Origin of the sequence: Salaquimonas pukyongi (assembly GCF_001953055.1) — a bacterium.
Taxonomy (GTDB): Bacteria; Pseudomonadota; Alphaproteobacteria; order Rhizobiales; family Rhizobiaceae; genus Salaquimonas; species Salaquimonas pukyongi.
The window spans coordinates 2,561,204-2,581,831 of the sequence record NZ_CP019044.1; the positions used below are offsets into that span (position 1 = coordinate 2,561,204).

Consider the following 20,628-nt stretch of genomic DNA (forward strand, 5'->3'; position numbering starts at 1 on the left):
TTTCGACCATTGTGAAGGGTACTGCTCCGGCCTCCCGCCAGATACACTTTCTCCGAATTCCGTATAATGTTCTCCCGTTCCTGGTATATATGATTGCCGCATGAGACTACTGACCGGCCAGATTCTCCATTACACCGCCAATCCCCGAAAAGCAGGGGACGGTGCCGTCCGTCATATCGAGGATGGTGCACTCGTTGTTGGCAAGGACGGGAAAATTGCCTGGTGCGGCGGACACAGCGAACTGCCGGATGCCCATGCAGGTCTGGAACGAACCGACTATGGCAGCAAGCTGATCCTGCCCGGCTTCATCGATGCCCACCTGCATTTTCCCCAGTACCGCATGCTGGCCGCCTTTGGCAAAGACCTCCTCGACTGGCTCAACCGCTATACCTTTATTGAAGAACAGCGTTACGGCGACCCGGCGGTGGCCGCGGCCGCAGCGAACGTCTTTCTCGATGAATTGCTGCGCAACGGCATCACCTCATGCCTTGCCTTCTCGACCATTCACCCGGTGGCGCTCGATTGCCTGTTCAAGGAAGCCTCTCGCCGCAACATGTGCGTCGCCTCCGGCAAGACCCTTATGGACTGCAACGCACCGCAGGGCCTGCTCGACACACCGCAATCCGCCTATGATGATTCGAAAGCGCTGATCGCCAGATGGCACGGCAAGGGACGGCTGAAATATGCCATCAGTCCACGCTTTGCCGTCACGTCCTCTGAGGCGCAACTGGAAGCAGCCGGAGCGCTGGTAAAGGAAAATCCCGGCCTTCTGGTTCAGAGCCATCTTTCCGAGAACCACGCCGAAATCGAGTTCGTCGCCGGCCAGTTTTCCTGGTCCAAGGATTACACCGACGTCTATGATCGTTACGGCCTACTGACCTCCACAAGCCTGTTCGCCCATGGCATCCACCTGTCGGAGCGCGAGCAAGCCCGTTTGAGTGAAGCCGGCTCCGCTGTCATCCACTGCCCGACCTCAAACAATTTTCTCGGTTCCGGTCTTTTCCACCTGCATTCCACAGCAGAAGGCGATCATCCGGTCGGGGTAGGCGTTGGGTGCGATATCGGCGGCGGCATGAGCTATTCAATGTTCGACACACTGCGTGATGCCTATACGGTATCCCAGTTGGTTGGCTCGCGCATTTCCGCCCATGAAGCATTCTACAGGGCAACGCTTGGCAATGCCCGTCTGCTCGGCACGGATGGAGAGACCGGAACGCTTGAAACCGGAAAATATGCCGACCTTGTGGTGCTCGACCCGGCCGCAACCCCGCTGATGGCAGAACGTCATGCCCTTTCCGGCGACCTGCACGACGTCCTGTTTGCCCTGATGATCCTGGGGGATGACCGGGCGGTCACCGAAACCTGGGTCGCAGGCAAGCCGGTCAAGCCCCGTCTTTGACGGCTTGTTCCACCGCAAACCCGATCTGCAGAAGGCGCGCGTCTCCCATCGGATGCCCCATGATTTGCAGCCCGATGCAGGGTTCGGGTACCGGCAGGTTCAACGCACAGCTTCCCAGAAGGTTGACGAAGCGCGTGTTGCGCAGCGCCAGCAGGTTAACGCTGGTAAAGCGCTCGTCATTGCCAAGCAATTCATCGACGCGCGGGGGAAGAATGGGAATGGTTGGAAGCAGGAAACCGTCATATCCGGCATGTTCGGTAAAGAATGCACTGCGAATTTCGCCCAGCGATAGCCAGGCTGCATCATAGTGTTCACGGCTAACCGATGCTCCCTGCCTGAAGCGGGATTCCACCGGCGGGTACATCACGCCGGGATTGGCTTCGATCAGATCACCCCATTGCTGCCAGGCCTCGAATGGAAACAATATGGCACCGAGCGACAGGGCTTTTTGAAGCGCCGCCGATGGTTCGATCCGGTTAATGACAGCGCCGGCGCTTTCAAGCCGTTGAACCGCCGAACCGAAGGCTTGCAAGACCTGGTCGTCGCACTCTTCCATCGGCGGTCCGTCCACTACCGCAAACCGCAGATCGCTTGCTGCAGGCAGGCCATTATCCGGCGTTTCAGGCCCGCCGAGCGCCGCGGTCATCAGAGCCGCATCCTCGACCGTCCTGGCAATCGGACCCGCGGTATCAAACCCGGCACACAGCGGCACCGCACCTTCAAGCGGCAGCAGCCCATGGGTGGTCTTCATGCCCACAAGCGAATTCCAGCATGCCGGAATGCGCACCGAGCCACCGGTATCGGACCCGATGGCAACCGGTGCCAGCCCGTGGGTTATCGCCGCCGCAGCTCCCGAGGAAGAGCCGCCGGGCGCGTGGCCCGGCATCAAGCGGTTGGGCGGGGTGGCCGTATTCGGATTGATGCCAAGGCCCGAAAAAGCAAACTCGGTCTGATGGGTCTTGCCGAGGCACACCGTGCCCGCCGCCCCTGCAGCGGCCAGCACGCCCGCATCCCTGTCGGGCACCCGCCCTTTCAGCAATGGTGTCCCGCTTTCGGTTGCAACGCCCTTGGTATCGAAGAGGTCCTTCCAGGAAACCGGCACCCCGTCAAGCGGGCCCGATAGCCTGCCCTCCCTTGCCCGGACCGAAGCTGCCTTTGCCTCCGCAATTGCCCGCTCCGCCGTCAGCCGGGCATAGATTTCATCTGCCCTGGAATGAGTGTTGATGCGATCGAGAAAATGCCCTGTGATCTCCATCGGATCGGCTTTTCCGTCCGCAATGGCGCGACCCAGCGCAGCAGCGGTCATCTTGGAATAATCCATGGGAAGTCCCTTTTTTGCTGACAGCGCTTATCGGCAACCATAAAAGATTGGGCAAGGAAAAAGCCATGACACAATACGACTTTACCAGCAAAACCGTCCTTGTCAGCGGCGCGGGCGGCGGCATTGGCCTTGCTGCGGCAAAGCGCTTTGCAGACGCCGGCGCCAATCTGGTGTTGACAGACCGGACCGATGAAACGCTGCACCCTGCCAAAACAGCTTTGCAGCAGAAATATCCCTGCATTTTCCTTTCCGGCGACGTGACCCGGGAGACGCTGCATTTAGAACTGGCCGCAGCAGCAATCGAAACTTTCGGCCGGCTCGACATTGCACTCAACAATGCCGGCATCGTCCAGTCCCAACAGCGCCTGGAAGACATTTCCGCCGATGATGCCCGTAAGGTACTGGAGGTAGACGTCATGGCGGTCCTGCATGCCATGAAAGCGCAGCTGCCGATAATGCGCGAACAGTTCGAAAAAACGGGAGATGGCGGGGTGATCCTCAATACCGCTTCCGTTGCCGGCCTCGTCGGCGCACCGACATTGTCGGTTTACGGCGCGGCTAAACATGCGGTCATCGGCTTAACGCGGGCAGCTGCCATCGAATATGCCCGCAAGGGTATCCGCATCAACGCAATCTGCCCGGCCTTTACCCGCACCGCCATGCTGGAAATACCATTGTCGGAATCACCCCATGGCCGCGAAACTGCCAAGAAAAAGCTGATCTCCAACATTCCCATGGCCCGAGTCGGCGAAGTGGATGAAATCGTCCAGGCCATGCTGTGGGTATGTTCCCCCGAAAACAGCTTCTATACCGGTCAGGCGCTAGCCCTGGATGGCGGCTTGAGCGCCGGTTGATGACACGAAAAAAGGCCGCATCCACCGATACGGCCCCTTCCTAAATCATCTTGACCCGTTTCCGATGAAACGTGAATGGCCAAGGTTATTTCCCGACAGCGGCATACACCACGGAAAGCGCCCGCGACTGAACTTTCGGATCCTTGTCGATCGCCACATGGTCTGCATTGGTGAACGACTTGATGTTGATGTTGTTGATGCTGCCGCCAAACCCGGCAGCCGAACGGTAGGGATGGCCGCGCGGCTGGCCAGCAATATAGAAGTTGACCACACGCGGCGAACCATAGCGAAACGGTTGCGGCTGGGCAAAGCCCGGATCGAAACCGACCACGAGCGAAACGCGAATGCCGTTCTGACCCAGATAGTTCGACATGGCCGCAGCTTCCTGACCGCCCACCGAATGGCCCATGATGACAATCGGATAGGAAACCCCGCCCTGTCTGTCCCGTTTGATGATGTTGTCGGCAAGACCGCGCCAGGCGCCATTGGAATAGGCCCGGGCATTGATGCCCCGTGCCTGCATCCGTTTCGTCATCTGGTTCATGCCGGCGGAGAATACGTCAAACGCACCGCGCAGGACATATACTTCTTCGGCGGCTGCCTGTGTTGCAGCACCAAGGGTGGCGCCCATGGCCAGCAGACCAAAAACTCCTGCCCGGATGGATTTCAACTTCGCCATCATCACCTCACAATTGGATTCGCTTCGCCCCGATGGCGCGGATAATAGTCAAAGCGCAATGGCATTCAACCCTGTTAAAGCGGTTTGGTTATCGGCAGGCGGTTCAGTCGCGGCCACGCAAATGCCTTGCCCGGGCAAGTTCGGGAAACAGCACCACCCAGATTGCCGCAACCCCGATGGCGCCCACCCCGCCAAACACCACGGCAGGGACCACACCGATCAGCGCTGCCATGGTTCCGGCACGAAATTCGCCCAATTCATTGGAGGCGCCGATGAACACCATGTTGACGGCGTTGACCCGCCCTCGCAGTTCATCTGGCGTCCAAAGCTGGATCAGCGTTTCACGGATATAGACGCTGACCATGTCTGCAGCCCCAAGCAGAGCCAGCGCCAGGATGGAGAGCCACACAATGGTCGAAACACCGAAGACGATGGTCATAACACCGAACGCAGCAACACAGGCCAGCATGATATAGCCGGCGTGATTGTCGATCGATTTTCCGGTCAGCCACAAGGCCATCACCACCGCGCCGATTCCGGGGCCTGCGCGCAACAGGCCGAGGCCCCACGGGCCGAGTTCCAGAATGTCGCGCGCATAGACCGGCAGCAGCGCCACCGCACCGCCGAGCAGAACAGCGAACAGGTCAAGCGAGATGGCACCCAGCACCACCTTTTCGCGCCAGATATAGCGAAATCCGGCAAGCAGGGTCTCGAGGTTTACTTTCTGCCGCGTCTGGCTGCGTACCGGCTTGGGAATGAGCCCCGCCAGCACGGCGCCGATAAGCAGCATCGCAGCAGCAATCGAATAGGCAATTTCCGGTGAAACACCGTAGAGCAGCCCGCCGGCAACCGGCCCCATGATGGTGGCGGTCTGCCAGGCAGAAGAGTTCCACGCAATTGCATTGGCCACCGCTTCACGCGGCACGACATTGGTGACCAGTGCCGAGGAGGCCGGACCGTGAAATGCCCTGGCAACGCCAAATACCGCAAGAACGGGAAAGAACGGCCAGACACTGTCCGTGCCGGTGATCGTCAGCCACAGCAGGATCAGCGCGCATACCGCCTCCAGCACATCGGCAAGCGCCATGATCAAACGACGCCCGAACCGGTCGGCCACCGCACCGGTAACCAGCACGAGAACGAGCGAGGGAAGAAACTGGGTTAATCCAACAAGCCCAAGGTGAAACGGATCACGGCTGATATCGTAAATCTGCCAGCCGACCGCTACCGAGACGATCTGCGCTGCGAAGGTGTTTGCAAAACGGGAAGACCAGTAACGCCGGTAGCCTTGATGACGGAAAGCGAGATAGCGGTCGCCCATCGAAACCGGTTCCGCGCCAGCGGCACTTTTATTGGCTGGATCGGAATTGTCGGTCACGGGCTGCTACCATTGGGCGGGAAAGAACCGGTCCGGGGAAACACCCCTTCCGGCAGTTTGGATCAAGATACAATCACAGGTGCGATGAGACACCGGACGGGGCAGGAACTACAAGGGTTGGTGTCTAGAACTTTCCAACCACGTTGACGAAGATTCCCTCATCGTCAAGTGTCAGATCGGTAAGATCGTCGGAGAAGCGTCCGAAATTGTAGCCGACGCCGACTTTCAGATTGTTCCCGATGTGACGGTATATCCCGGCAAGAACGCCGTAATGGACCTGCTCCAGTTCTTCCAGCCACAAGGCCCTGGCCTCCAGCAGAATGTCCCAGTTCTTCACCACGTGATAGTCGGCCCGCACGATACCCAGATGCGCAGTACTGGGCACGAAATCATCGTCATCCCTGCTGGTGGAGATTTCGCCCATACGCAGACCGTATTTGGCGCCAACGGAAAGCCGCTCGGTGAGGTCGTAGATGAAATCGGCCGAAAGCACATGGCTGCGTTGTTTGGGACCTGCAATCACATCATCGGAGTTAACTTGCTGGGCGCCCGGCAGGTCGTGCAGGTAAGTATATTTGAAAAGGGCATTGAACCGGTCACTGGCGACAGGCCTGTAAGCCCAGCCGACGCTCGCCTCGATGTAGTCGCCATCCAGCGTCGCCGACTGGTCGGATTGCGAGATAACCGCATCGATCTTGGCAAGAAACCGCCAATCATCATCATACTGCAGGCCCATATTGGCTTGCCCGAGCCAGGTAACCCGGTCGCGAACCTCCCCGTTGGAATCCTCGAACCGCGCTTCAAGCCGGGCGCCGAAATTCTTGCCCTGGTCCTTGAAGGTTGCAGCAATCGAGGGAGCAATACGTTCAAAACTGCCGCTGGCTTCATCCTCTACCGTTCCGATTTCCACCCCACTGCTCACCGTCCAGAAACTGTCCGGCCGAAACTCCACGCCATAGGCCTGAACCAGTCCCTGGCTTGTTCCCATCATGTCGAAGTTGTGCTCGGTCCAGGCCGTCATGGAATCGGAAACCTGGCGCCGAATGCCGGTTATCAGCGTACCATTGTCGCGGCCGAAAGGATCGTAGCTTACAAGATTACCGCCGATGGAATCAGGCACCAGCCGATAGCCAACATAATATTTGTCCCCTGAGGTGGGTTCCCAGGTCAGCGCGCCAAGCAGCCCAATACCGCTGGTGCCGTAGGATAGCTGTGCCTCGGCGCGAAGGTTTTCGGCAATGTCAGCCTTGAAGCCGGCGCCAATACGATCATTGCGCTCACGCGTTGAATCTCGGGCCACCGTCCCCTGGCCGAAGACATAAATCTCGTCTTCCCCGCTACCATGCCATGTAATGCGGCCACCGGCATCGGTGCGTTCGCCCACGCCGTCATGAAGTTCGGCACCGCTTTCGCTGTCGGAATGCAGGATACCGCCCTGAACGCTGACCTGTTCGTTCAGCCGCACCTTGGCCTCGGCGCTGGCATCGCGGCGCATCACCCCATCGGAACGCTCAACCTGATCGAACCGCCCGGTCAGGGTCAATGCCTCGCTGGGACGCAGTTCAAGATGGGCATCAAGAATACGCTCGTCGGTAACGGTATAGCGGCCCGGCGCATTAAAGCCCTTGTCGCGCTGTTCATAGACAGCCCCGATACTGCCTTCCATACCGCCCAGCGTCAGTTCCCCAAGATCGAGATGTACACCGGCACGCCAGGCTTCTGCCGTGCCACCCGCACCAGTACCCGTAACAGGATTGAAGATGAAGCCGCCATCGGTGGAACTGACCTCGGCAAATGTGTCGCCTTGCGACTGCGCCCATTCAAGCTGGAAATAACTCTTTTCGCTGAGCCGCCATGTGGCATCGGCCGCAACCAGCGTCTGGTCGGCTGGGCCGGTGTTTTCCTGATAGCCGGTCACCCCGAAACGCCAGCTGTCCATCAGCCAGGCTTCCGCCCGCCCGCCATAGCTGTAACCATCCACCTCATCGAAAGTCGGTGTGTACTCATAAGTGGCAACGACAAACTGCTCATAGGACGCCAGGCTGGAGGGCAGAACTGAAGACGCACCGATGGTTGTCGACGACAAGGGCTCAGCCAGGATCAGAACACCCTGAACATAGTCGATGGTGTAGCCTTCCCCCTCCCGCAGCAGCTTGCGGTCCACCACCAGCCCGCTGCTCGCATCGCGAATCTCGATGGTGATCTGCTCCGAACCCTGGTTGATGTCGGAACGCTTCAGGAAATAGACAGAACCGCCTGTTCCCTTGAACTGGTCGCGCTGGGGCAGCGTGCCCGGCTGAGCGGCAAAACCCTGAAGGCGGGCAACCGGATCGCCGTAAACGGTGGCAGCTTCCGTTTCCAGATTGGCTTTTGCCCCATAAAGGCCGCGCTCGTAGCGGGCCAGCTCGACGCCCTCAATGCGGGTCTTGAAATTTCCCCACATGACATGGCTGCGGCCACGGTCCACCCGGGCGTAGAATTTGCCTGAGGTGGGTGCATCTTCCTTGATGAGCGAATCATCCCCATAAACCGGATAATAGTCATCTGGATCGAGCCGCCGCAAAAGCTGGCGCGGATCCTTCCGGTCCATGTTGGAAAACAGCGTATCGAGGTCTTCCTCGTTGGTATCCAGCGCTGCCGTGATGATGTAGCGGCCCCGAACCTTGCCCTTCAGATAGAAGGCGAGCCGCCCCTTGCGATAGACCGGATCGTATTCGCCCGGCTTTGCCGGCGCCAGCAATGCGCTGTCATCGCCGGTTCGGCGGCCGACCGTCAGATCAGCAAGCCCCACATAAAACCACTCGCTGTCGGGAATGTTGATGCCGCGCTCAAACTCAATACTGCGTTCGCCCTTTTCTTCATATACCGAAACACCCACCACGTGTTCCCCGGCAGGCAGAATGCGCTGAACCACGAAATCCCCGTCACCGGTAACCGGCACTTCGCGCTCCATGACCCGTACAGCCAGTCCTTGTTGGACCTGTTTTCCGTAAACGGTCACCATGCCGCCATGCACCGGAATTCCGGCCCGGGCCAGCTGATTGGTGCCGTGTGCCGGCAAGGGCGAAGCGGGCCGCTCCGGGATCATGCCACGACCGGTCTGCTCGCCACGCAGCATCATTCCGGGCAGGCGTAGCGGATCATCGCTGACAACAAGCGGCAGGGGCTCGGTTTCATCGAACCGGCCCTGAGCGTCATAGACTCGCAATACGTAGAAATGATCGCCCTTGGAACCAGGCCCGGGAAGCCAGGAGGCGTTACCCTCGCGATCCATCGGGACAACCGCCACCGGTTGCGCGTTTCCGCTGGTACGCCGCAACCCTGGCGCGGGATGAATGCGCACTTCCGCGCGCTCGATCCAGTCGGGGTAGTTCCAGTGGCCGGTGAATTCCACCAGCGCATCAGGTGTATGGATACGCGCATCCTCTGCTGTTGAGACCGAGAGGCTGCGTTCAACCCCAAGACCGTCGAATTTCACCTGGATGTCGACAGCCTCAAGATCGATGTCCGCCTGCCGGTTTGCGTCATCACGGCCGGGAGTACCGACGACCGTTTCACCATCGATGCTGATTGAAATCCCAGCTCCCAGCCCGGCGCCCTGACTTGCGGTTTCCTTGTGTTGTAAAACAGCTTCTTCCGCGGCGAGGACCGCCGAGAGATCGTCATCGCACAAATTGTCCGGAGTGCAGGCAGCGTAGGCGGTACTTGTCAGAAGACAATATGAGAACAGGCCGGCAGCCACCCTTTTCAGGGCGGTTTTCGGCCACTGAACCGTTTGCGATGCTTTTAATCTCGACATGATTCGCCGCATCCTTAACCAAGGGTAAAGAAACGGCATTTATGGTTAACATCGGATTAATAAGCCCCTGATTTTTCGTGAATTTCTGCGGCTTCGAATACCTTCCGAAACAAGGTATTTCCTCGCGCAGCCCCGCACTGGTTTTGCATTACGCAAACCACTGTCATCTGGCAGCAGTCCCACCGGACGCCACGCTAATTCACAATACGGGTTTCAACCGGAAGCGGACTGCTGCGCGGCTTCGCCGACCAGGCGCTGTCGATCAGGGTTTCAAGCCCTTCCAGCCTGCGGCGGGCAAGTGACGGATCGACATCAGGTGCGGCATAGACGATCCGCAACAGCGACGGCTCTTCTTCGGCAAGGGGCAGCAGGCCGCCAAGCGAACGCACGGTTTGTGCGGAAGGCCGCGCATCCCCTTCGGCAAAGGACGCATCGGTGACCTCAAGCCGGATAACCCTGAGATTGGCAGCGGCAAAATTCAGTTTTGCGAGCTTGCCCCGTGTCAGGCGAACAACCCGGGGATTTTCGCTGGTGACCCTGTAACCGGTTGGAAGCGTCGCAACATCGAGCTTGAGCAGAAAGTTTGATCCGATTTGACTGTCCGGTATCGCCCCGCAGGCAATCGAGTACCGGCCAAACTTGTCGGTAACAATCAGCAGGCCGCTGGGTGTTGCAAGCCGCACACCGGGCAAGCCCGGCTCTCCCTCGTCGTAATAACCGTCCTTGTCCTTGTCGTCGAATACCCGCCCGATGACATCGGAACACTGGAAGACCGGTTCGATTTCAAGCAGAACCTTTGCCCGGGCAATGTTGGTAACAATACTGCCTGCAGCCTGCGAATAACCGTAAGCAAGGTTTTCAAACTCCTCGGCCGAAGCCGACGCATTGATCGCCATGGCCAGCGTCACCGTTACCGACGTGCCCGCCGGAACATCGATGTTTGCCCATACAAGCGCCCTGCCTGAGCGGCTGCTGTATCCTGGTGCTTCTCCCGGTTCAGGCTCTCTTGCCACACCGGCAACCCGTGCACTGTCCGGCACATAGCTCATTCCGTTTGGCATGACGTCGACAATGTCGATGCCGGTTACCGGTGTCGTGCCGCCATTGCGAATGGTGATGGTATAGGACACCGGAGCCCCAATCGGCGCACGCCCCGGCACAGCACTCTTTTCCACCGTCAACTGGCCGGAAGCCGAGTTGATGGTAACCTGGGCGTTGTCGCTGCTGGAGGGTATTGCACCGCCGTCGAGGGGTGTCGTCCCTGCTGAAACCAGCGTGTTGTTGTAGACGCCGCTTGCTGCCGTAACGTTGACATCAAGCAGCACGGCGATGCTTTCACCGGGTTGCAGCGATCCGCCTGCGGTCAGCAGCGCCGTATTGGCCGATCCGTCATAGAAGGGGTCGATGGATTGGGTAAATCCTGCCGGCGCACTGTCGATCGCCTTGTTGGTGACGGTGAAGTTGCCCGCACCGAAAACAGCAGCCAGATCGTCCACCATCTGCACATCGTTGACCGGTTCATCCCCGTCGGCGGTAAGCGTCAGGCGGTATTGGACGTTGGAAGAAAAGTCCGGCTGGATATCAGGCCCCGCCACAACCTGTTTGTCGGCACTCAGGCTTGGTGACCCGCAATACTGCAGCGGTATGTTGTTGTTGAACAGGGCAGGATCACCCGCCTCGATTTCAAACCGGGTATAGAAAGGATTTGCCGCTGCCGTGTAATCGGCAAGATAGCCGCTTGAACCGAATTCGCCCGAGCCAAGCACAGCAGGATTGTCCGGCAGGTAGCTGGTCAGATCGGTCGTCCCGGAAGAAAGCCGGTCGGTGCTGGCGACCCCGCCTGCCGGCAAGGAATAGCTGAGCTCATAGGTTCCCGGCTGCGTTGCGTGGAACTGGTAATGCCCATCGCTGCCATCACGGACAATAACGATGCCATTGCTGGTACCAACCCCCGTCTGGCTGCCACCGGAAGTAAGATTTTCCACCGTGATGAGACCGCCGGAGAGTATGCGCCCGTCGGACTGGCAGTAAAAATAGCCGGTCGGATCGTAGTCCGTCTCGTTCGCTTCGCCATCTCCGTCACGGTCTGCCGTATCGTCTTCATCGCCATCGACAGCGCCGTCGCCATCGCTGTCGGGAATGCTCTTGGGCGTCGGGTTGGTATCAGAAGAATCGCCCGGTGTTTGGGTCGGGTCATCAGAAGTAACGGGCGTGGTTATCTGGTCGGAAGTGGCAAAGGCGGTATTGATCCCCGAAATCGACTGTCCGCCGGTGTTTACCGTTACCGGGATGGTGACAAGGGCGATATCGCCCGGTGCAAGCTGAACGTCTCCGGTCAGCAGCTCGATGTCCGTGTCACCGTCATATCCGCCATTGACCCCGCCACTACCGGAAAACCCGCTGGCAGCGACTGCCGGGCTGTTCATCAGGACGCCCGGAGCAATGGCGGCGGCGATATCGTCGGAAAGGCGGATTCCGGTTTGCGTCACCGCCCCGGTATTGCGCACCGTCAACTGATAATCGAAGGTAAAGACCGTTGGAAACTGTTGAACCGGTACCGTCGCTGTTTTCTTGAGTTCAAGCGAAGCAACCGGTGCAATCGGCAGTTCGTGATCTGCTGTTTGCGGCGGCAACTGATCGGAAGTGACCGTTACCGTATTGTCGATATCGCCATCGCCGCCGCCCAGTGTGTCAAGATCGCTCTGGGTGACGATGGTAGTACCGCCATAGGCCCACACCTCGCCCACATCCAGCCGGTTGTCGCTGTTGGTGTCGCCTGATTGGAGCGTCAGCGTCACATAGGGATCATCGACGACAATGCCTGTCAGCCGGATGTTGCCGGTATTGGTCAGGGTAACCTGATAGTCGATGGTGTCACCTGCGGTCAGACCGGGATTGCCATCGTCATCATTGAGGGTCCCGGTCTTGGCAACTTCCATCGCCGGATTGATGTTGAGCGGCACAGCCGTGTTTGCCGTGGCGTCGGGCAGCTGATCGGTTGAAATCGTTACCGTATTCTCGATGTTGCCGTCGCCGCCGCCGTTGCTGTCCACATCAGCCTGCGTAAGCGGATAAGCACCTGCAAAAACCCATATCTCGCCAGGGTCAAGTTCGTTGTCGCTGTCGCTGTCGCCACTGTCGAGCGCCAGGGTGACCAGCGGATCGCTGGTTGTAACCCCTGTGAGGGAAACATTCCCGGTGTTTTCAACACTCACGCCGTAGGCGATGGTATCGCCGGCGCTGACACCCGCTATGCCATCATCATCATTCAGGACACCGGACTTGCTTGCCACCATGCCCGGCGCCTGCACTACCGCCACATTGGCCGAGGCGGTTTCGCTGACCGAGTAAGTGCCGTCATCGCTAACGGTCACTGTATTGCTGAGCGTGCTCGACGCATCCATGTCGGCCTGACTTACGGTGTAACTGGCGCTGCAGGTTTCGGTGGCACCAACCGCCAGCGTGGCGATGATGGAACTTCCGTCCCCGCAATCGAGCGAAACCATCGGATCAGATACGCTGACACCGCTCAGCGGCACATTGCCGGTGTTTTCCACCATCACCGTATACGTCAGCGCGCTACCGGCTGAAGACACGCTGGCCGGAGACGCCGTCTTGGTGACCGCCATAGAAGGCGATGCCGTCAGCGGCGTCGTAACCGTCGTGCTGTCGGTTTCTCCCTCATCAGTGGCAACACTGGCCGTGTTGGTGACACCACCGCTCACATAATCGGCCGCCGTCACCGTGTAGTTCCCCGTAAGCACGCAATCGGTCTGTGGTGCAAGCGTGGCGCAGGTCGCTGTATTAGGCGTGGTGACCGTATCGGTGACCACCACATTGGTAAGTGTCACATTGCCGGTATTGGTCGCGGTAATTGTATAAACAGCATCGTCGCCCGGTCCGGAAACGCCGGACATATCCGCGCTTTTGGCAATCGAAATGCCGCCGGCCGGCGCAAGCGGGATGCTGTGGCCTGCCGTCTCATCGGTCAGCTGGTCACTGGAAACGGTAACGGTGTTGTCCAGGCTGCCATCGCCGCCGCCATTTCCATCGAAATCACCCTGGGTCAGCACATAGCTGCCGGCATAGGTCCAGGTTTCCCCAGGCGTGATCACCCCGTCACTGCCCCCGTCATTACCATCGAAAACGAGCGTCACCAGCGGATCGGAAACCGTCACACCGCTGACGGTCACGTTACCGGTGTTCTGCACCGTCACGGTGTAATCGACCGTATCGCCCGCCGACTGGCCCGGCGTGCCGTCATCATCGTTGAGCGTGCCGGACTTGACGATGGTCAGCTCCGCCGCCGTTACAATCGGCACTTCCTCGCTCACGGTCGCATCCGGCAACTGGTCACTGGAGACGGTCGCCGTATTGTCCAAATCGTCGTCGCCGCCACCGCCGGTATCAAGATCGCTTTGCTGCAGCGTATAGCTTCCCGTCCAGCGCCAGGTTTCGCCAACATCAAGCGCTCCATCGGAATCGGTGTCGCTGGCCGCATCAAATGTCAGGGTGACAAACGGATCGCTGGCCGACACACCGGTCAGCGTCACATTGCCGGTGTTCTCGGCGGTGATCTCATAGTCGACTGTATCACCGGCGGAAATGCCCGGTGTTCCGTCGTCATCGTTGAGAATGCCGGTTTTGGTGACGGTCCAGCCAGGGGCTGCATCCTCCACATCCACGCTTTGTGAATCCGTTGCGGTAACGGGACCGTCGCCAAATTGTCCCGTTACCGTGATCGTGTTTACAATCGCAGCGAGGGCGAACTGCACCTGTGCCAGCGTCAGAAAAAGTGCAAGCAGCAGCGTCGCCGGAGACTTTCGTCTCCAGCGGGCCATGCCTGCCCCCTTGCCTTGCTGCCAGCGATGCATCACGCCGCCCTCACCTTCTTCAGTTCAGGCTGCGCCTATTGCAGATTGTCGACGTCCGACTGGGTCACCACATAGGTCGTGGTAATGGTCAGGACATCGGTTGGCGCCAGCAGGTCATAGGTGCTGTCGCCGGAAACATCCGAAGAACCGCCGCCCGAATTGTTGGTGAGCGTCGCCACCCCTGAATCCGGGTTGGGCTGGGTGAAGGTTCCCGAACCGTTGAACACGTCGTTGAGCGTGATGTCGGCAATCGGGACGTTACCGTTGTTGGTGATGGTGTAGGTGTAGGTAATGGTAGTACCCACCGCCACATTGTCACCCGACCCGTCAACCGGCGAGCCGCCAACCGTCGCAACCTTCGCCATCAGCAGGGAAGCATTGGCATCTTCAAGGTCAACCGCTTCGGAAGCTGTTCCCGTTGCGGTATCGGGGTTGCCCGAAGAGTTCTCGAACCCGGCTGATGCCGTCACCGTGTTGTTGAGCGCGCCATTGCCATCAGCACTCTGCGTATTGATGTCGGCCTGGGTAACGGTATAGCTCGCCGTCCAGGAAACCTGATCGCCCGGCGCCAGATAGTCCCAGTCGTTGTCCGAACTGTCATCGGTGGAAGGTGCCCCTGAGCCATCCGGCGTCAGCGATCCAAGCGTAATCGTGGTAAGCGCCCCATCTGCATCGGTGCCGTGATCATCACTCAACGAAACATTGGTCACCCCGACATTACCGTCATTGGTAACCGTGTAGGTGTAGGTGATAACGGTGCCGACCCCCACATTGTCAGTGGTTCCGTCGGCTGTCGTCGGTCCCGCACCATAGGTGGCCGTCTTGGTCACCGTCAGTACGGGAGCTGCATCTTCCACATCAACCGTTTCCGTCGCCGGCTCGGTGATGTCGTCAGTATTTCCCGGCGAGGAGCCGGTCACCGTGACGGTGTTGGAGATGACGGCATAGGCCGGTTTCACCGCCGCCGGTAACACCATCGCAGAGATGGCAAGACATGCTGCCAGTTGCCGGATGGCTGGTGGCTTGGAGAGGTTGGTTTCTGATTGCTTTGACATCGTTTTGTTTCCCGGATTGAATTCCTTGGTTGTGCGTGGTCCCACCCAAAGTGCTCCCCCAAGCACGGAGTGCGGCCTTCGTCGCCGGACCGCAGCCAGGAACTCGAATGGCGGTGAAACCACCCGCATGCAGTAACTTCGGATCGTCCTGGAAAAATCTTCCGATAGTGCTTTGACATCTCCCTCGCCGGAAGTGGTACTCAGCGCTTCGGTTTGCACTGCAAGGCAGGTGTCCATTTGCAAGGTCGTGTAGTGCTGATCTGATTGGGTCATTGCAGGGTATCCACGTCTGTTTGGGTTACGGTGTAAGGTGCGGTGACGGTCAAAACGTCACCAGGTGCAAGGCTGTCCCACGCACCGTCGCCGGTGGCTGAGTTGGCCGAATTTCCGGTAGGAGCATTGTCGGTGAGGGTTGCGCTGTCGGCATCCGGCGCCGGTGGCGTGCCGCTGCCGCCATGGGCATCGGAAAGCTGGATCGCCGAGATCGTCTGATTGCCGGTATTGGTGATCGTGTAGGTATAGGTAACCGTGTGGCCGACCGTGACATCGGTTTTGTCGCTGGCAGACTTTGTGATGGAGAGGGCCGGGTTGGCGGTAACCGCGGTTGTGGCAGCGTCATTCGCCGGAGCCATCTCCGCAGAAGTGAAAACAGCCGTATTCACCAGGTCATTGGCATCATCGATTTGGCTCTGGGTTACCGTATGGCTTGCTGTGTAGACCCACACCTCAGAAGGTTCCATCACACCGGAAACCCCACCATCACCAGCAGGTCCGGAAAGGGTAAGGGTGGTAGCTGTTCCGTTCTGCTCCAGTGTGTCGGAGACCGAAATGCCGGTCAGCGCTGTATCGCCAGTGTTGGTGGCCGTAACCGTGTAGCCAATCACCGAACCGGCCGATGATACAATGGCGGTATCGGCGCTTTTCGAAAGCTTCACGCCGTAATCAGGCACGGCATTAACGGTGAGTGCGACGCTATCAGTGTCTGAAAGGCCACCGCCGCTGACGCTGAAGGTCAGTGTGTCGGCTCCGTTGTAGTCGGCCAAGGGGGTATAGCTGAGCCCGTCGAGTGCAGTATTGATGGCGGCCGGCGTTCCGCTGAACGTCATGTTTGCCGAGCCATTGGCACCTGAAGTCACCGTGACGCCGGTGGTGGTGGCTAAAGTCAGCACACCATTGGCTGCCGACAGGGTGACACTCATGCTGGCAGCGCCGGAATTACCGGCTACCTGCAACGCACTGGCGCCGGAAAAAACCAGCGTGTTGTCTTCATCCACCGTCTGCGCGCCGGGAGATTGCGTCAGTTCCTGGAACTCGACGTCATCCCAGATGGCTGTGCCGCGCCCACAGCAACTGTCGGTGGCTGTAACGCCAAAACCGATTAGCTGCGACCCGGCGGCAAAAGTGGTGCGAACCGTCAGATTGGCAACCGGCGCATCACCATTGTCGATGCCGCTGGCTGCGGTGGTGGTCAACCCGCCAGCAGCGGTAATCCAATGATAGGTGCCGCCAAGGCGCACCATTGGGTAGTCATAGTGAGCGATGTCGGCTGTGGTCCAATTGACCAGCAGCGCCGAGAGGAAACCGGGATCGGAAACCGTCAGTGTCTGACTGGCAAATGTGCGGGAATTCGTGCCGCCATTGTCGTCTGATACGGCGGTGAGTTGCCCTCCCGCGTAGGAAAGCGAACTGTTGGAAGGCGCAGTGGTTGTCCATCCGGTTGCACCGGAAGCAAAGTCACCATTGACAACCTGCGCAACGGCGCGGCTCGCGCCGGGCCAGGCAAACAGAAACAGAAATGCAACAAGGAAGACGGATAGCTCGGCTATCCCTCCACGCCCGCCTGCCAGCCAATAGACATTTGGCCCTGAGTGCTCTTTCACCAAAACGAGAGCCCATGCTCCTTTGTGTGAAAGTGCCCCCCACACGCACAGTTCTCGCCCTTTGATTCGGAACGTGCATACTACAATTTTCACGTGCTGTCTCTTACCTTGCGTCATTGCAGCGTATCCACGTCGTTCTGGGTTACGGTGTAGGGCGCGGTAACGGTCAGCACGTCGCCGGGGGCAAGCGCATCCCACTCCCCGTCGCCGGTGGTTGCATTTGCCGAATCTCCTGCTGGTGCATTGTCGGTAAGGGTTGCGCTGTCTGCATCGGGCGCCGGTGCCGTTCCGCTGCCGCCATGGGCATCGGAAAGCCTGATCGCCGATATCGTCTGGTTGCCGGTATTGGTGATCGTGTAGGTGTAAGTGATCGTCTGGCCGGCAGTGACATCGGTCGTGTCGCTGGCTGTTTTGGTGATGGAGAGGGCCGGTGCAGCGGCCGTAACCGTCAGCGCATAGTCCTCGATCTCGCCGTCATTGGCGGAACCGCTTGAGGCCACACCGGTTGCCGTTGACCAGCGGAAACGGGCAAAGGTCTGCGTTGTGATCGCTGTGGCCGGCACCGTCACCGCAAGCTCGATGGTTCCATTGGCAGTACCGTCACTGTCGCCGGCACCGCCATCCTGAATATCGCTCGCGATCTGCTCACCTGCACCACCGAAGGAACCATCGCCATTCCAATCGATCCAGGCTTGAAGATAGCCACCCGCCCCTGAGACGGTGACCGGAATAATAACGGGTTCACCCTGCACCATCGCGGGCAAAACAACGCCGTCATCGGTGTCGCCTGCCGCGTTGGCGTCGTTGTAGTCCGCCATCTCCGTGGTTGCATCAGCCCCGATAAGCCAGCTACCGATCCGTCTGTGATCGCCGCCGCCGTAACCCGATGTCGGCGCATCGGAGAAATCGCGCTTCAGCCGCACACCAAAACCAAAAGCCTGTTTGCCGCCGGCGGTCAGGGCGACGTTGAATGTCGGACTTCCATGGGAACTCACCAATGCGGTGCCGCCAGCCCCGCTTCCCGTGATGGTTACCGAGCTGGTGCCGGCGCCCGAAACGGTAATGCTGCCAAACTGCTCCAACAGCTCGAATGCACTTGCGCTCGTGGTTATCGAAAGGCTTTCGGCAGACGCCGTTTCCTCCACTTCGGCGGCAACAAAGTCGAGCGCGACCGGGACGCCGCCATGGGTAACTGAAAACGACAACGTGTAGGAGGGGTCTTCACCGGACACGGTGTTGATGAGACCGACAGGATTGACGCCGCCATAGACTGAGGGGAACATGTCTCCGGTCCAGTCTCCCGAACTATACGGCGAAATTGACTGGGTGATGCCGGTAATGGTCGCCGAAACTATCGTGCCGTTCGGCAGTGACCAGCTTTTGGCCACCGTCGATCCGGCAGGAAAACTGGTTGTTCCGCCACAGTTCCAGTCGAACCAGAATACCTCGTCCCCGAAACCGCCTGAACCGCCGGATGCGTAACCCGAACCCGTTGCGGTGGACCCGGCCGGACAGGAAATGTTGGACGGGGCGGAAGATGTAATCCCCGCACTGGCATAGTCATCGCCGCCGCCGTCGCCCGGTGTTGAATCCGGATCCACATAACCGGAAGCGGTGACCTCCGCGGTATTCGTGATGGATCCGGTTGAATTGACCGTCGCAACGATCTGCAGCGTGGGACTGGTGCCATTGGCAACAGTACCGATATCCCAGACCCCCGTACCGCTGGTATAGGTTCCCTGGCTCGGGGTGGCGGAGACGAAAGTCAGCCCCGCCGGCAGCAGATCGGTGACCTGCACATTGGGTGCATCCTCCGGTCCGTCATTTGTCAGCGTCAGGGTAAAGGTGACATCCTGGCCGGTCGTTGGTGTGGCATTGTCGACGGACTTTGCCAGCGAGAGGTCTGCCTGCGGCGCGCAAACCACCATTTCAATCTGGTCGGAAGCACCGCCAGAGCCGACCGAATGCCCTTCCACGGTAAATGACACCGAAGAATGCGTGCCCGAAATCAATACCGAGCCAGCGGCCGTTCCATTGGCCGTTGAAAAACTCGATTCAGAGTTCGTGGTTGTATCTCCGATCGTGCGAATGAACGAATTGTCGGCGAAGGTGTCGAAATGATCGACCCCGGCCAGCCGGTACATCGTTCCGCTGGACGCAAGGATCCACTTTGATGAGTTGGAAACGCTACCGGAATAGCCGCCAACCCGGTCGATATGAAACACCGGGTTGGTTACGGGCTTGTTGAAGCTAACCGTATAGGTGCCGCGATTACCAGAGGAAGAAGTGGGCCCGCCTGGCCATTGAAATGTGTCGACAAGCGATGCACGGCCCTGAACCGCCGTTTCGCTCCAGGCATTGATGGTATTCATCGTATTGGTCGATGAACTACCCCATGTGCCCCCCCGGATGTGCCAAGTGTCCGGGTAACCGTGATCCCGCCCGACGTTGCCGTTGATCCGCTCCAGGCCCCGGTCAGTGAAGCGCATTGCTGACTGCCCGTTGGGGCAGGCGCCGCCGCGGTATAGGTGATATGCAGATGCGCCGAGAGCAACTGTCCGCTGTCCCCATAGGCGTCAAAGTCGCAGATCCGTATCGTCCAGTTACCCGCCATTTCCTCGCCATCAAAGGCAGCAAGTGCACCGGCAGATTCTGGCCTGCGGTTAAAGGTTGAATCGTAACTTGACGTGGAGGGATGGGTGCTGCCGCCAATTACCGTACCTGCCTCATCGTTGAAGCGGGCATGCATGTTTACAGCACCATCGCCTACACCTTCTGCAAGCGTGGCCGTTGTGCCCTGTGGCGAAGTAACGAAGACATCAAGCGCCCCGCGATAGGTGTGGGTTGCCCTCACGCCAACGTCGATATCGGTTATCGTGCCGCCCGTGGGTACATTCACCGTCATGGCCGCACCGCTGGGCGTGCCGGTGCAGGATTCATCGACAATGGATTGGGCGCTGCCTGTCGAGTTATACTGGCCCGACGCCGCAACCGCTTCACTGAAAACGGCGGAAAATGACAACGCCTGCGCCGCAACCGCCGCAACGCCCGCCAGTCCTCTCAGCGAACGGCTTGGCAGTAGATTGGGGAGAAAACGGCGCCGGCGGGCACTTTCTGTGAACCGGCTGTTGAACAGACCGCTGAACCGAACAAGCACAGCAAACACCAAACGGGCCAGCGCCAAGACACCAGCCAATGCTGCCGAACCGGCTCTCAAACCATGAGAGGATACGGCACGCCGCTTACAATTCGGCCATGTCCGCCGCATTGCACCCCCTTTGCAATAACGAAACGTTAAGTGATTCGAGGGGGTTAGGTAAGATTTTGAACATGAAATCTTACCTATTGCGGCATTATTTCCGCCGTAATGGACAGGACTGTTGCCGAAA

11 protein-coding genes are annotated in these 20,628 nt (G+C 59.1%); 2 read left to right on the plus strand and 9 right to left on the minus strand.

Translation table 11 applies throughout. From position 1 onward, the window contains the following. The first annotated feature begins 100 nt into the window (after window positions 1-100). Window positions 101-1,399, plus strand: a complete 1,299-nt coding sequence (guaD, locus tag BVL55_RS12270; RefSeq protein WP_075997140.1) for a guanine deaminase — start codon at window positions 101-103, stop codon at window positions 1,397-1,399. Here guaD and BVL55_RS12275 read toward each other — a convergent pair. After that, window positions 1,383-2,720: an amidase gene (locus BVL55_RS12275; RefSeq protein ID WP_075997141.1), complete on the minus strand. Its 1,338-nt coding sequence runs from the start codon at window positions 2,718-2,720 to the stop codon at window positions 1,383-1,385. The two genes, guaD and BVL55_RS12275, sit on opposite strands and share 17 nt — an antisense overlap. Window positions 2,721-2,785: 65 nt before the next feature. On the opposite strand from BVL55_RS12275, the gene BVL55_RS12280 reads away from it, so the two are divergent. Further along, window positions 2,786-3,574 (plus strand): SDR family NAD(P)-dependent oxidoreductase, encoded by a 789-nt coding sequence (locus BVL55_RS12280; RefSeq protein WP_075998132.1) that lies wholly within the window; start codon window positions 2,786-2,788, stop codon window positions 3,572-3,574. A gap of 85 nt (window positions 3,575-3,659) precedes the next feature. On the opposite strand, the gene BVL55_RS12285 is transcribed toward BVL55_RS12280, so the two are convergent. The 8 genes from BVL55_RS12285 to BVL55_RS12320 all read right to left on the minus strand — a co-directional run bounded on the left by BVL55_RS12285 (window position 3,660) and on the right by BVL55_RS12320 (window position 20,261). Then, window positions 3,660-4,253, minus strand: coding sequence for an alpha/beta hydrolase family protein (locus BVL55_RS12285; RefSeq protein WP_162841502.1), 594 nt, complete (start codon window positions 4,251-4,253; stop codon window positions 3,660-3,662). Between the two features lie 103 nt (window positions 4,254-4,356). After that, complete coding sequence (locus BVL55_RS12290; RefSeq protein WP_075998133.1) at window positions 4,357-5,574, minus strand: MFS transporter; 1,218 nt, start codon at window positions 5,572-5,574, stop codon at window positions 4,357-4,359. 181 nt (window positions 5,575-5,755) lie between these two features. Further along, window positions 5,756-9,430, minus strand: coding sequence for a hypothetical protein (locus BVL55_RS12295; RefSeq protein WP_075997143.1), 3,675 nt, complete (start codon window positions 9,428-9,430; stop codon window positions 5,756-5,758). Window positions 9,431-9,624: 194 nt separating this feature from the next. Further along, window positions 9,625-14,271 carry a beta strand repeat-containing protein gene (locus BVL55_RS12300; RefSeq protein WP_162841503.1) on the minus strand — a complete coding sequence of 1,549 codons (4,647 nt, stop codon included), beginning with the start codon at window positions 14,269-14,271 and terminating at the stop codon, window positions 9,625-9,627. A gap of 68 nt (window positions 14,272-14,339) precedes the next feature. Next, the gene (locus BVL55_RS12305; protein WP_162841504.1) at window positions 14,340-15,359 is read right to left on the minus strand and encodes a DUF7507 domain-containing protein; all 1,020 of its coding nucleotides are present in this window, start codon (window positions 15,357-15,359) and stop codon (window positions 14,340-14,342) included. Between the two features lie 269 nt (window positions 15,360-15,628). After that, a complete protein-coding gene (locus tag BVL55_RS12310; RefSeq protein WP_162841505.1) occupies window positions 15,629-17,239 on the minus strand; it encodes a DUF7507 domain-containing protein in 1,611 nt (536 codons plus the stop codon). A 113-nt stretch (window positions 17,240-17,352) separates the two neighbouring features. Next, the gene (locus BVL55_RS12315) at window positions 17,353-19,611 is read right to left on the minus strand and encodes a DUF7507 domain-containing protein (RefSeq protein WP_075997147.1); all 2,259 of its coding nucleotides are present in this window, start codon (window positions 19,609-19,611) and stop codon (window positions 17,353-17,355) included. Beyond that, window positions 19,608-20,261: a proprotein convertase P-domain-containing protein gene (locus tag BVL55_RS12320; protein ID WP_162841506.1), complete on the minus strand. Its 654-nt coding sequence runs from the start codon at window positions 20,259-20,261 to the stop codon at window positions 19,608-19,610. The genes BVL55_RS12315 and BVL55_RS12320 overlap by 4 nt, the downstream gene beginning before the upstream one ends. Between the last annotated feature and the right edge of the window lie 367 nt (window positions 20,262-20,628).

What these genes read in the sequence shown, in the direction of transcription:
- guaD (WP_075997140.1), top strand. Translation starts at nt 101, where the DNA reads ATGAGACTACTGACCGGCCAGATTCTCCATTACACCGCCAATCCCCGA.
- BVL55_RS12275 (WP_075997141.1), bottom strand. Translation starts at nt 2,720, where the DNA reads ATGGATTATTCCAAGATGACCGCTGCTGCGCTGGGTCGCGCCATTGCG.
- BVL55_RS12280 (WP_075998132.1), top strand. Translation starts at nt 2,786, where the DNA reads ATGACACAATACGACTTTACCAGCAAAACCGTCCTTGTCAGCGGCGCG.
- BVL55_RS12285 (WP_162841502.1), bottom strand. Translation starts at nt 4,253, where the DNA reads ATGGCGAAGTTGAAATCCATCCGGGCAGGAGTTTTTGGTCTGCTGGCC.
- BVL55_RS12290 (WP_075998133.1), bottom strand. Translation starts at nt 5,574, where the DNA reads ATGGGCGACCGCTATCTCGCTTTCCGTCATCAAGGCTACCGGCGTTAC.
- BVL55_RS12295 (WP_075997143.1), bottom strand. Translation starts at nt 9,430, where the DNA reads ATGTCGAGATTAAAAGCATCGCAAACGGTTCAGTGGCCGAAAACCGCC.
- BVL55_RS12300 (WP_162841503.1), bottom strand. Translation starts at nt 14,271, where the DNA reads ATGGCCCGCTGGAGACGAAAGTCTCCGGCGACGCTGCTGCTTGCACTT.
- BVL55_RS12305 (WP_162841504.1), bottom strand. Translation starts at nt 15,359, where the DNA reads ATGTCAAAGCAATCAGAAACCAACCTCTCCAAGCCACCAGCCATCCGG.
- BVL55_RS12315 (WP_075997147.1), bottom strand. Translation starts at nt 19,611, where the DNA reads ATGAATACCATCAATGCCTGGAGCGAAACGGCGGTTCAGGGCCGTGCA.